8 protein-coding genes and 1 pseudogene are annotated in these 12,413 nt (G+C 62.3%); 3 read left to right on the top strand and 6 right to left on the bottom strand.

Features of this window, described 5'->3' with window-relative positions:
- A pseudogene (locus tag AC6RV7_RS06020) lies at positions 1-103 on the top strand (transposase); the annotation flags it as partial.
- Here AC6RV7_RS06020 and AC6RV7_RS06015 read toward each other — a convergent pair.
- The 4 genes from AC6RV7_RS06015 to AC6RV7_RS06000 all read right to left on the bottom strand — a co-directional run bounded on the left by AC6RV7_RS06015 (position 94) and on the right by AC6RV7_RS06000 (position 9,262).
- Entirely contained in the window at positions 94-4,455 is a 4,362-nt protein-coding gene (locus tag AC6RV7_RS06015) for a DUF4011 domain-containing protein (protein ID WP_500093012.1), read from the bottom strand. The pseudogene AC6RV7_RS06020 and the gene AC6RV7_RS06015 overlap by 10 nt on opposite strands.
- 716 nt (positions 4,456-5,171) lie before the next feature.
- Complete coding sequence (locus tag AC6RV7_RS06010; protein WP_500093002.1) at positions 5,172-5,837, bottom strand: hypothetical protein; 666 nt, start codon at positions 5,835-5,837, stop codon at positions 5,172-5,174.
- Between the two features lie 90 nt (positions 5,838-5,927).
- A complete protein-coding gene (locus AC6RV7_RS06005) occupies positions 5,928-8,003 on the bottom strand; it encodes a hypothetical protein (protein WP_500093001.1) in 2,076 nt (691 codons plus the stop codon).
- Positions 8,000-9,262 carry a metallophosphoesterase family protein gene (locus AC6RV7_RS06000; RefSeq protein ID WP_500093000.1) on the bottom strand — a complete coding sequence of 421 codons (1,263 nt, stop codon included), beginning with the start codon at positions 9,260-9,262 and terminating at the stop codon, positions 8,000-8,002. The genes AC6RV7_RS06005 and AC6RV7_RS06000 overlap by 4 nt, the downstream gene beginning before the upstream one ends.
- A gap of 609 nt (positions 9,263-9,871) precedes the next feature.
- Between AC6RV7_RS06000 and AC6RV7_RS05995 the strand changes: the two genes are divergently transcribed.
- Positions 9,872-10,114: a helix-turn-helix domain-containing protein gene (locus tag AC6RV7_RS05995; RefSeq protein ID WP_500092999.1), complete on the top strand. Its 243-nt coding sequence runs from the start codon at positions 9,872-9,874 to the stop codon at positions 10,112-10,114.
- A 5-nt stretch (positions 10,115-10,119) separates the two neighbouring features.
- Positions 10,120-11,454: a type II toxin-antitoxin system HipA family toxin gene (locus tag AC6RV7_RS05990; RefSeq protein ID WP_500092998.1), complete on the top strand. Its 1,335-nt coding sequence runs from the start codon at positions 10,120-10,122 to the stop codon at positions 11,452-11,454.
- A 3-nt stretch (positions 11,455-11,457) separates the two neighbouring features.
- Here the strand turns inward: AC6RV7_RS05990 and AC6RV7_RS05985 are convergent, their stop codons facing one another.
- Positions 11,458-11,742: a helix-turn-helix domain-containing protein gene (locus AC6RV7_RS05985; RefSeq protein ID WP_500092997.1), complete on the bottom strand. Its 285-nt coding sequence runs from the start codon at positions 11,740-11,742 to the stop codon at positions 11,458-11,460.
- The gene (locus AC6RV7_RS05980; protein WP_500092996.1) at positions 11,721-12,365 is read right to left on the bottom strand and encodes a hypothetical protein; all 645 of its coding nucleotides are present in this window, start codon (positions 12,363-12,365) and stop codon (positions 11,721-11,723) included. The genes AC6RV7_RS05985 and AC6RV7_RS05980 overlap by 22 nt, the downstream gene beginning before the upstream one ends.
- Between the last annotated feature and the right edge of the window lie 48 nt (positions 12,366-12,413).

Raw genomic sequence — 12,413 nt, 5'->3', positions numbered from 1 at the left:
GGTGCAGACTTGCATCGTCCATCTGCTGCGGCACTCGTTGTCGTTCTGTTCCTGGCAGGATCGGCAGCCCATCGCCCGGCGCTTGAAAGCCGTCTACGACGCGCCGAACGCCGAAGATGACTCCGGCGAAGGGAAGGTGAGCAGGTCGTTCTCGTAATACTGTCGGTTGCTGAAAGTGATGAGGCCTTCGTGACGGCTGCGGTAGTGCCATTGCAGGCGTTTGTGGCGCACCTGATGACTCATGAGTTCGTCGAGCACACTCTCCAGGTCCTTGTGGGCTTCGGGTGTCAGGTCGTCTTCGTCGTCGTTGCCGGCGCTACTGAAGAAGTTCGTCGGTGGAAGCTGCTTGGGATCGCCGACCACGATCAACTGTTTGCCGCGTGCAATGGCACCGATCGCGTCCCACACCGGGATTTGCGAAGCCTCGTCGAAGATCACCACGTCAAAGGTCTCGTGGGAGGCTTCCAAGTATTGTGCAACGGAAAGCGGACTCATCAGCACACAGGGTTTGAGCCGAGGCAACAGCTTGGGGATGCCCGCCAGTAAACGACGCACCGGGATGTGGCGCATCTTCTTGCCGAGTTCTTTGCGAAGCAGACCGATCTCCGTCTTCGGCACGTCGCCGATGCCTTGGTCGCGTGGGATGCCGGTCGCCAGACGAGCGCGGATGAGTTCGCGCGAAAGCCCAGCGATCTTTTCGTCCAGCTCGCGGAAGCGTTCGATGCGCTCGTTGTGTTCGCGACCGAAGAATTCACGCAACGCGGTTTCGCGTTCAATCAGGGCGAAAAGGAGGGCCTTCCGGTAACTCCGCTCAAACAAGCCAGGCACGTCCAGCGTTGCTCCGTCAGGGGATTCCAGTTTGGCGATCACCGGTTCAAGACCCGTATCCACTGCTGCTCTACGCGCCTTCTGCCATGAGCACCATTCGCGGACCTGGCGCCACGCGAACGGGAGTCGCTCAGTCAGCGCCCGCACGGCGCCGAGGTAGTCGGGTGCGCTGTCCACTGTAGCTCGACGCAGTTTCACCTCTGCGGTGAATCGATCCATTTCCGTTTCGAACGCGTTCAGCGCGCCACAATAGCGCGTGAGCCGTGCTCCGATGCCGGTGCTCGGTGCGTAGACTGCGGGACCTTCGCTGAACAACGTGGCGAGGAGCTGGCGCAGTTGGCCAAGCCAGACCAAATCGTCCCCTCCGCACGCGAGCATCCGAGCGTGAAGCATTTCGCCCCACTGTCGGGCTTCCGAAAGCGCATCGGGCGAAGGTTCGCCTTTCGCCCAAAGCACACCGAGACATGCTTGCGCGGTAGGGGCTGACGACCCCAGCTCGGTATTAATTGAGCGCAGTCGCGGTGCCGTAAGCACGAACAACTCCAGTCCAGACACCACCGCCGCGAGGTGACCCGGCACGGTATCGAATTCTTCGCGACGCAAGGCAGCCGACGCCGTTAGCGGTTCGTAAGCGATGGTGAATTTCTTAGTGGCATCTTGAAAGCGCGCGAGGCGGCGACCAATCGGCGTTTCAGGCGCAAAGCTTGCGAGCCCTTCGGCGAAAAGCCTCCCGAGTAGCTGACGCAGCACCTCCAGCCAATCCGTGTCGTCACCGGCGAGGCTGAGCAGTTGTTCATGGAGGGTGGCGCCCCAAGCGCGCACCGCAGCCAGATAGTTCGCATCGGGCTCTCCGTTGGCCCAGATTCGATCGCCAAGCATTTTTTCCGCATCGCTGCGCGCGCCGGCCAGCTCGGCGTTCACCGTGCGGAGGCGCAATGCAGCCGTGATCACTGCGTCCAAGGTGCCGACTTCCGGCTTGGCTTGGTCCGACCGTGCGGTGCGGAGATGTCGGCGGACATAGCCGACACGAAGCCACTTCATGAGAAACCAAGCGTTGCGGCCGGATTCCCATTTTTGCTTCAGCGTATCCAGATCCAACGCGAGCAATTTGGCTTCGTCATAGCCGGCCAGCGAGGAACGCAGTTCCACACGTTCGTTGATCCAGCCAAGCCACCGGTCGAAGCGAGTGACCCATTCAGGCCAAGCCGTGATAACAAATGCGGCGGTCACAGGGGCCGCGCCGACAATGCTTTCAACCAGAGCCAGCAGGTTTGCCAATTCCGCACGCGTCGAGTCAGACCGGGGTGTCTTGAGCCACTCGTGCAATTCATGCGTCGCTCCGATGGCCGTTTTTGCCAGCGCAATCAGATCGCGGGCGCGTGCCACATTCATTTCCGATTCCGCGTCGGTCCACGTCTCGCACACCACGGGCGCGCCACCAGTGCTAGGCCGCACGTGAATGTGGCGAAGTTTGGCACGTAGTTCGGCACGCTCTGCGGTGTGTGAGATCCACCGATCGAGGTCGGTTACCAATTGGTTCCACGGTGTGGTGGCAAACGCGGGGCCAACCGGTTGTGGCGCCAGCAGACTTTCAATCAGATCGCGAAGGTGATGAAGTTGCTGACGAGTGGCCGAGTTGTCCGGGCAACGCAGCCAAGTCCGCAGTTCGTGCGTGGCGTCAATCGCGGCGGTGCAGTGCGTGGCCAGTTCACCGATGCGGGCGAGCGTGCGTTCGGCCCAGGCGGGCGACCACTCCTCGCAGGCGAGCGGAGCCAATGCATGGTCATGCAACGGCATGACGGCGCGCGACCGCTCTTGGAGTTGCCGTGCGAGCTGACGCGTTTCATCCAGCTTCGCGGCGGTCGTTTCGAAAATAGCCGGCCAGTTGTCGAGCCGAACGGTCGGCTCATTCTGACGCGGAAGAAGGTAGTCGAAGCAGGCGTGCGCGCTCAGGCCACAAGGCGTGCGTCGGTGTAGAGCGCGCGTGTAGGCGTTCAGGCTGAAGCGCAAGCGCTCCAGCTCAGCGGCGCGGTGTTCCCAGTCGGTGGCACTCTCTTCAGCTACGAATTTCAGGCTGCGCTCGAACTGGGCGAGGACGTCGGCCTTCCCGACTTTGTTGGAATGGAGTTCGAGGCAGAAGGGCTCCAGCCCTTCCTCACGCAAGCGACGGTGAACGACGTCGAGAGCGGCGCGTTTCTCGGCCACGAAGAGCACGCGTTTCCCGTGCGCGAGGCAGTGGGCGATAATGTTGGTGATGGTCTGCGATTTTCCGGTGCCCGGCGGCCCTTCGAGCACGAAGTCGTGTCCGGCCGCTGCAGCCATAACCGCGGCAAGTTGGGACGAGTCGGCGCTGCGCGGACAAAACACATCACGCGGATGGAACTGATCGTCGAGTTGGGGCGGCCGGATGTCGTCAGGGGGATTGTCGTAGGGTGTGCCGGCCTCGTTGATCAGGTGGTTGACGATCCGATTACGCGTGAGGTCGTCGAGCCGGTCGGAGAGATCCTTCCAGAGGAGAAATTTGGTGAAGGAAAACTGCCCGAGCCAGACCTCGGTTTTCACTTCCCAGCCGGGCAGATCGCGCACCGCGTCGCGGAAAATCTGGAATACGCGAGCGACGTTCACGCCGCTGTCGTCCTCGGGCAAGGGGTCGAGGCCGGCGATGTCCTTCTGGAAATTCTGCCGCAGCATCTCCATCAGGGTGACATTGAGGCGCGTTTCTTCGTCGATGCGGCGGAGAGCAAAGCCTTCGAGCACCGACTTGCGCTTCAGCTCGACGGGCACGAGGAGCAAAGGTGCGCGGAGGACGCGATCGCTATGCTCGGTCTCGCGCCACTCGAGAATACCGACGGCAGCGAAGAGCGTGTTGGTGCCGTTTTCGTCGAGGGCGTTGCGAGCGGCACGAAACAACTCGGTGAGCCGACGAGCATGTTCGGATTCGTCGAGATGGGTGTGCAGCCTGCCGTGCGTCAATTCATCGGCAAGATGCGCGGCAAGCGCGTCGGCGCGCTGTTGACGGGACATCGTCGCGCCGTGACGCGGGTCGTCCTCGCTCATGAGCTTCGGCTTGGGACGTAAGGCGAGTTCGTTCTCGGCCGCGAGTTCGTCCTCCACGTGTTCGGGCGCAGCCGAGAGAATCCGGATGGTGGATCTGGTCTCTTTGAAATTCAGGAGCCGGTTGCGTAAGCTGAGGTCGAGCAGGCGGCTTTTCCATTGGTCGACGCGCGTGGCGGGTCTGGCGGCGGCGTTTGCGGTCGGATCGAGTGGATCGACGAAGACGCGGTCGCCGATACCGTCGACGATATCGACCGAGACCCGACTGTTCGTCGCGTCGGCGGCTCGCTGCCCGGGAATGGGCAGCGGCACGATGCGAGCGATGCGGGCGCGGTGAACATCGAGCGCTAGCCGAAACGGTTTCTCCGTGTGCAAGTGCGCGCGGGCGGCGCGCTCGGCGTCGTTCAGCACTCCCGGCGATTCGCTCGCGACCAGGGTGGTCTCAAAGACCGTGATCAGCGATTCAGTCTCATGTTTGCGAATCTGCTGAAGCGCGTCGGAGCCGTCCGCTGTCGAGTCGGGAAAGGTCCGTTCCTCCAACCAGCAACCCGCATAGGCGTGGCCCTCGTGCATGAGCATGAGCGGATGCAACCCGGCGCGTTCGCAACTGGCGGCGAAGAGCAGCGTGAGATCGAGGCAGGTGCCGAACCGCTCCGCGACGACCTGCGAAGGGAAGGACACCTTCTGGCCGGTGTTTTCGAAGCTGGCGGGCGGATTGATGTAGCGGATGCCGAGTTCGGCGACGGCCTTGTAGATGGCGGCAACCTGTTCCCATGCGCGTTTGCGATTTTTGTCCTGGTAACCGTTGAGCGCGCCGCGTCCGGTGGCATCGCGAAGCAATTCCGACGCACGGCCAAGGATCGGCATGAGCGCCGGATCATTAGGCAGGATGAAGGCAGCGAGAATTTCCGGCAACGACACGAGACCGCACCACTCGTTGCGCGCGAGCAGCGAGATCGACTCGGTGCGCGAGCAAAGCACCGTGTCGCTGGCGATGACTTCAACCTTGAGCCAGCCGGCGACCTTCTCGTTGAGCCCCGCGAGGAAATCGTGACCGAGCTTCAGATCGAGCTGCGAAACGCGAAACTCGCCGTGGGGCTCGATGGCTTGGATGCGAACCTCCGCCGGAGTCGCGAATGCTGGCTCGGTGGAGACGCGAATGGCGAGATCTCTGCGGGCAACGCCGTCATTCTGAAACCGCAGCTCTTTGACGACCGGAATCGCATTCTGCTGGAAGGCGTAATTTATAGCCGAGTCGTAGGCTAATGCTAAGGTGGCTTCAGACATGGTCAGGAAAAAATAGGCTTAAGAATCAGTTCAAATTCCGAGCATGTCCCATCCAGGTGCGGCAAATTATCGCAGCACGCCAAGATAGCTTCCTTAGTCGTGATCTCCCTTCGAAACTGCTGAGCGCGGGCAGGCTTTTCTCCACCAACGATTGATGGCGTATAATATTCCTCAATAGCTCCACGCGAGAGAACAAAGACGTTCTGCTTTCGCAGTTCTTCCAGGAGCGCGTGTTTGGCTGCGATGACCTCAGGTGTCGTCGATACGCTCAAGAGTCGCAGACGCTCATCGTTGGCTTCCCAAGCGAAGAACGCGTCAACAGCATTGGTCATCGTCGCAAGGTTCTCCGGCGTGCGATCCTTGTCGTAAGCGGCTTTGGCGGACTTGGCCCGGGCCCAGAGGACCTTGATCTCGCCGCTCCTATTGGCCTCTTTGAGCTCCTGGGTGTTTTTCGCCGCAACCGCAGTGATTTCATGATCCAGCAAAGCGATTAAGTCTGTCTGCATCTTTTGGAGTGCCGCATCCGCGTTTAGAATTCTAAAACCCTTTAAAAGCAGGTCTAGATCGGCGACCACATAGACCGCTACGTTAAACAACGCGAAGAACTCCCGGTAGCGTCTTATGCTAGGTCCGTAAGATCGCGAAAACGACCATGCGGCGAAGTCCATCGCCCTTGGTCTCAAGGCCACCCTGAGTGCCATCATCGGCTAGAATACGAGTGGTTGAGAGGATGGCCTCAATTCTCGGCGGAGGAATCTCTAGTTCGAGCTTGATGTTGCTGAAGCTCTCACGGACATAGCCCTCAATGGTGTTTTCGATGAGCCGGATTTTCTCCAAGCGTTGATCAGCGACGATGTCCTGGCGGAATCGATGCCTTCGGGGTAGCGGGCGGTGAGGTCGGCGATCTGGGATTCGAGCGTGCGGAGGCGGGCGCGGTGTTCGCCGACGAGCTTGGTGGCACTTTGTACGGATTGAGCGGCGGCGCGTTCTTCGGCGCGGAGCTGGTCGAGTTGTTTGCTGAACGCTTTGAGCGTTTTCTCGGCAGCGGGCAGGGCCTGTTCATGGCTGGCCTCGGCGGTTTCTAGTTCGGTGAGGCTGAGGGCGCTCTCGGGGGCGGTGGGCGAGAGCGTGGTAGTGAGGGCGTCCGCCCGGCGAGCGATGGTGGCGGCGGCTTCGCGGAGGGCGGCGAGCGAATCGTGTTCTCCGAGGTGAGGTTTGAGGGCCGCGGTCGCGATCTTGATCTGAGAATCGAGTTCTTTGGCGGTGGCGACGGCTTCGCGGGCCGTGTCCACACTCGCGATCTCGGCGGCTTGCAAGGCTTCGCGGAGTTCGGTTTCGGTGGCGGCGAGTTGGGCGGCGGCGTTTTGAGCGTCTTGGGCGCCCGAGCGGATGGCGATTCGGCCCCAACCGGCGAGGTGGAGATCGAGGAATTGCGGGCGGTGGAGGCGGTAGGACTCGCCGGAGGCGAGCGAAACCTGAGAATTGAGACCTGAAACCTGAGGATCAGAAACGACAGTTGTGTCGTGATCGGGCGTGAGTTCGACAGTGAGGCCGAGGGCTTCGAGTTGGGTGCGGAGGGTGTGGACGGAGGCAGCGAGGGCTTCGAGCTTGTTGAGCCTGGCTTGGGTGAGCTTGGGAAGTTTGGTGCGGCGGGCCTCGAGCGCGGCAACCTCCGCGGTGGCGGCTTCGGCTTTGGCGACTTGCCTGGCGAGCGTCGCGGCGGCGGCGGTATATTCGCGGAGTTTGAGGAGGGATTGGAGTCGCTGGTGTTCGACGCGGAGGGCGCTCAGGTGGTTCTCGTGTTTGGGCGCCTCGGCTTGGGCGGGGTCGAGGCGGGCTCGGACTTGGGCGAGGGATTGCTCGGCGGAGGTGGCGGCGGCTTCGGCAGTGACGAGTTCTTTTTGCGTGGTCGCGAGGGCGGTGCGGCGAGTGGCGAGGACGTCGGCATCGGCAGCGAGCGCGGCGAGTTTTTCTTGCGCGGTGGCGAGGGCTTGGCGGCGGGCGTCGAGTTCGCCGCGCAGGCGTTCGGCAGTGAGGGTCTGTTCGCGGAGCTGGTTGGCGAGCGCGGTGCGGTCGGCGAGCTCTTTTTCCAATTGGGCGACAGAGGCCTCGGCTTGGTGGTAGCGCTGGTGGGTGACTTCGAGATTGGCGCGGGTCTGGCGGAGGCCATCGAGCTGCACCTCGATGGCGGCGAGGTCGTCCTCGGCGGTGGCGAGGGGGCCACCGGTCTTGGGTCTGCCGCCGGAGGTGAGGATGGAATCAGCGCTGGCGGAGAGACGGGCACGAAGTTGTTCGATGACAGGATCGAGTTCGACGCGGGCGAGGCGGGCGCGGATGCGTTGGCCCACGGCTTCGTCGTCAAGACCGGGCCAGGCGGCGGGTTCGCCTTGGCGAGCCCAGAGGAAACCGAGGAAACCCCAATGTTCGGGCTTGGTGGCGCCGCGGCCGGGGAGCGTGGACTGGAGGAGCGTGTTGACGCGCTGGTCGGCCTGGTCGGCGTCGGCGATGAGCTGCCAGGAGCCGGATTGCCACTGGCTGAGCTTGCTGCGCGGCGAGTTGAGAAAGGTTTTCTCGATGAGGAAACGGCCGGCGCGCGTCTCGAAATCGACGGCGATAGTCGGCGCGAGATCGGTGCCGGCGGGCTGGAGGACTTTCAGCTCTTCGCTCTTGGTGGTGTGGCGATCGAAGAGGGCGCGAGCGGCAGCTTGGAGCGAGGTGGATTTGCCGGATTCGTTGGGCGCAGCGAGGACGTTGAGGCCGGGGGCAAAGGGACCGAGCTGGACGGTGGAACGGAAGCGGCCGACGTAGGTGAGCTGGATGGAATGGAGGATCATCGAGTGACCTCCTGAAGCGTTTGGAAAACTGTCTGGCGGAGCTGGTCGAAGAACTCGGGCGTAAGCTGAGCGAGATCGATACGGGAGGGGGCGAGGAGTTTTTGGGCCTCGGCGAGCGAGAGCGGATCGGCAGCAGAATGCGAAGGGGCGGTCGCGGCGCCGGCGGACCCGGGCGCGATTGTTGGCGTGGTCCCGCCGGCGAAAGTTTCGAGGCGATCGACGTCGGCGAGGACTTGGGCGAGGATCGGATGGCGGGCTTGGAAATCGGCGAGCTCGGCGGTGGTGAGCGCGACGCGGGTGCGGTCGACGACTTGGTCGACCAGGAAAGTGGCGAGGATCGGGTTGAGCCAGGCGCGCGTCTCGGCAAGCGCGGAGGGTGAGGCGATGCCGGTGAGGGTGACGCGCAACACCGTATTGGCCGCGGTGGGTTTCAGGTCGTTAAGCGTAGCGGCGAGGCTGGCGCGCGAGGCTTCGGCGGTGAGGAAATCAAACGAGAGCGAGCGCCACGTGAGGGTGGCGACGGGAATCGGTTGCACGCGGGGCGTCTGGCCACGCGCAAGGATCTCGACAAGCGCGACGTGACCGCTGGCATCGTTGGCGAAGCGGTCGGGTTCGGGAGTGCCCGGCATGACGATGCGACCGCCGTCGGTATCGGGCAGCCAGTTGTGCCAATGACCGATGGCGAGGTAATCGAGACCGGCGCGCGTGGCGGCGTTGAGCGCGATGGGAAAATCGTTGGGCTGGTGTTTAGCCTCGATGGCAAGGGCACCGTGAGTGATGCCGATCTTGACGGCGTCGCGTGGGAGTCCGGCAGCGAGTTCGCCGAGCTTTAGGCTGGGATCGGTGGTGGAGAGTTTTTGATGAAGCGGAGAAGCGAGCAGGAAGGTGTCGTCGCCGAGATCGGTGACGCCGGCTTCGCGGAGAACGTGGACGTTGGACGGAACGTTGAGGAAGGCCTTGCGTTGCCAGACGGAATCGGGGCCGGTGTGCGGGTCGTGGTTGCCAGGGAGGATGTAGATGGGCAGCGCGGGGAAAGCGCGGAAGAGACCGACGGCGGACGTAACGAGCGCGTCGTCCACTTGGTTGTCCTCGAAGAGATCGCCAGCGATGAGGAAGGCGTCGGCTTCTTGCTGCACGGCGAGATCGAGCGTGCGTTTCAGTGTGGCGAGACGGGCTTCGCGGAGGTGGGTTGCTCTCGCGCTGAATTGGGCGAAACGTGCGCCCAGCTGCCAGTCGGCAGTATGAATGAAGCGAAACATGATAAGCCGATCGGGGGCTGGAGCTTGATCGGCGCTGGATGGAAGCTAGAGGCGCAGATGCTTTGCGTAAAAATTCTGCCGTGCAATAATGATTCAGAAAGACAGCCAGAATTTTCCACTTCCAGCGAGGCCCCCCCCAGGGGAGAGCAGATGGTCTCCCCGTTGGCCATGTTTGTTCGCCCTTCACTCCGGCTGAAATCCTGACGCTCGAGTCTCGCTTTCTTGCGCTCCGTTGCTTTCGCGGCTGCATGCTTCCGATCACTAGGACGAACGTCGGCTATCCTACGAGCGCGCCGCACTACTGGCCGCAGAGAAACGCTGGGTGGAGCGGGTCCGCCCAGCGTTTTTTACCGGAGTTCAAGCGATCGTCGGGATTCGTGCGGGGGAGAACGAGCGCACTGATGAGCTCCCCCACCGATGGTCAGCAATGAAAAGACGGTCGCTCCGAAGCGCCTCCTGAACCTCAGCGGGATCTTCAAGCTGCCGCAGAACTGGCCAAGATCACGAACGTCGGCGGTGAAAGGCTGTAAGCAATGAAATCGGTAAAAGTGATAAATCTGTTTTATCTTGTTTATCGATTGTTCTCCGTTATCGGTTTTACCGATAATCATGGACTACCCCATCAAGACACCTCAGCAGCTTGGCGCGGTGCTCAAGGGCTTTCGGCGTGAACGCCAGCTCACCCAAGCCGAAGTCGGGGCGCGGGTCGGACTGGCGCAGAATGCCGTTTCGGAAATCGAGTCCGATCCCGGCCGGAGCAGTGTGGCTCGCGTTTTGAAACTGCTCGCCGCACTCGACGTGGAGGTCGTCCTGCGACCGCGCCAGCCACAAGGGAAACAAGCGGCTTGGTAAGCACCATGGGCCGCGCGAAAAAATCCCGAGCACTGGGAGTCTGGATGAACGGAGAGCTGGTCGGCCACTGGCGCCTTCCGGCCACCGGAGCACAGGAATTTCTCTACGCCGACGCGTGGCTCGCCTCGCCGGCGAGCCGCCCCATTTCGCTTTCGCTGCCGCTGCGTCCGTCGCGCGAGCCCTATCGCGCCAACGTGGAGGCGTTTTTCGACAACCTTCTTCCGGATAACCGACACATCCGCGAACGTCTGCAGCGGCGTTTCCGAACTGCGTCGATCCAGGCCTTCGATTTGTTGCAGGAAGTGGGGCGCGACTGTGTGGGCGCGCTCCAACTGCTAGACGAAGATTCTCCTGCGCCCGATGTTCGGAAAATCACGGGCGATCCGCTCACTTCGGCCGGCGTCGCAGAGTTGCTGGGATCTGCACTCAACCCGTCTTTAGGCCAAGACGACGATGCGGATAGTTTCCGGATCTCGCTCGCTGGAGCACAGGAAAAGACGGCGTTGCTGTGGCACGGCGGACGATGGCGACGACCGACCGGCACGACGCCCACCACGCACATCTTGAAACTGCCGATCGGCCTAAGCTCACAAGGCATCGATCTGACCACTTCCGTCGAAAACGAGTGGCTCTGCGCCCAGCTTGTCCAAACTTACGGCCTCGCGATCGCGCCGTGTCGGATCGAAACGTTCGACGATTTCAAAACCCTGGTGGTGGAGCGATTCGACCGTCGGCTCGCGGAGGGCGGAAAGTGGTGGCTGCGTCTGCCTCAAGAAGACTTCTGCCAGGCCACCGGCACTCCTCCGGCCTTCAAATACGAAAGTGACGGTGGCCCGGGCATCCGGAAGATCATGGACGTTCTCCTGACTTCCGAAAACGCGGCCGCTGACCGACGTGATTTTCTCCGAACGCAACTCGTATTCTGGCTGCTCGCCGCGATCGACGGGCACGCGAAGAATTTCAGTTTGTTTCTCCGGCCGCGCGGAGCCTTTCGCCTCACGCCATGTTACGATGTGCTTTCTGCGTATCCAATGATCGGTCGCGGGCGGGGCCGCCTGGCGCCAGAGAAGATAAAGATGGCCATGGCTGTCGAAGGAAAGAACCGGCACTATCAATGGAGTTCGATTCGCCTTCGACACTGGCTCGAGACGGGAAAGCGTTGCGGCGAGCCGGACATGGCCGCTTTGGTTCGTGAACTCGTCGATCAAACCCCCGCGGTGCTGAGCTCGGTCGAAAAGCGAATTCCCGCGAGCTTCCCCGCTGCGTTGGCGGAAGCGATTGTCGCTGGGGTGAGGAATGCTGCGGCGGAGCTGGGCGACGAGCTGGCACGTTCCACCTAAACCCTAAACGCCGCGCTTGAGGCGCGACGTGCAAGCGCGGATTGGCGGCGCCGCGACGAGCGAGAAACGTTTCCGATAATCCTGCGGCGAGCAGCCGCAGAACTCGCGGAAGGCGCGGTTGAAGCGGCCCAGCGAGCCGAAACCCGACGCCTCGGAAACGTCCACGATCCGCAAGTCCGACGTGACCAGCAGTCGCTGCGCCTGAAAAATCCGATATCCCGTGGTGAAACGCGACAGCCCCGTGCCGAACACCAGGTGAAACAACTTCAGCGCCTGCTTCGGCGCCAACGAGATTTCGCGCGCGAAGGTTTCCGTATCGACCTGCTCCGTGTAGCGAGCGCGACGAGATGCGCCATCCGCTCGGCTTTGAGCAGAATGCCATCGTGAATGAACCCCGCCCGCTTCACTCGCGCGGCGGACGCCGCCGGCGCGTCCAGATACGAGGCGCTCAAACGCCGGATCTGCGCTTCGATTTCCAGAAACGCCGCGCTCTGCATCGTGCGGTCCGGCGAATCGAAATCCTGCTCCCAATCCTGCAATCGCGAGAGCTCCAGTTCCGTGTGCGCAAACGACGGCGGCGCCACCACCTGGCCGTGCAGCAGCGCCTGCACGAAACGCTCCGGCAGCCGCAGGCTCAGGAACCAGCCAAGCGGAACCGTCACCACAAAGTAATCCGCCTGACTGCCATGATCGACGATCTGGTGCGGCACCGCCGCCCAGAACGCCGTCAACCGCCGCGGCTCGATCCGCACCAGGTTCCCGCCAAAGAGATAAGTGATCCATCCGTCGGTGAGAAAATTCAGCTCGATCTCGTTGTGCCGGTCCGCGCGACGCATCACTGCCGGCGTCCATCGCTGACACGAGAAGCCATACGGCGTGAGATCCAGACGAGTGGGGTCGAAACTTATCATGACGGAAAAGCGGGCGCGTGGCGGCGGGGCGAAAGCCGGCGAGCGCGC

Source organism: Opitutus sp. sgz309028, from assembly GCF_059821195.1.
This window is presented reverse-complemented; position numbering and strand designations above follow the sequence as displayed.

Bases quoted from the DNA above. Each gene is read 5' to 3' on its own strand.
- AC6RV7_RS06015 (WP_500093012.1), bottom strand. From the start codon at position 4,455: ATGCACGAGGGCCACGCCTATGCGGGTTGCTGGTTGGAGGAACGGACC.
- AC6RV7_RS06010 (WP_500093002.1), bottom strand. From the start codon at position 5,837: ATGGACTTCGCCGCATGGTCGTTTTCGCGATCTTACGGACCTAGCATA.
- AC6RV7_RS06005 (WP_500093001.1), bottom strand. From the start codon at position 8,003: ATGATCCTCCATTCCATCCAGCTCACCTACGTCGGCCGCTTCCGTTCC.
- AC6RV7_RS06000 (WP_500093000.1), bottom strand. From the start codon at position 9,262: ATGTTTCGCTTCATTCATACTGCCGACTGGCAGCTGGGCGCACGTTTC.
- AC6RV7_RS05995 (WP_500092999.1), top strand. From the start codon at position 9,872: ATGGACTACCCCATCAAGACACCTCAGCAGCTTGGCGCGGTGCTCAAG.
- AC6RV7_RS05990 (WP_500092998.1), top strand. From the start codon at position 10,120: ATGGGCCGCGCGAAAAAATCCCGAGCACTGGGAGTCTGGATGAACGGA.
- AC6RV7_RS05980 (WP_500092996.1), bottom strand. From the start codon at position 12,365: ATGATAAGTTTCGACCCCACTCGTCTGGATCTCACGCCGTATGGCTTC.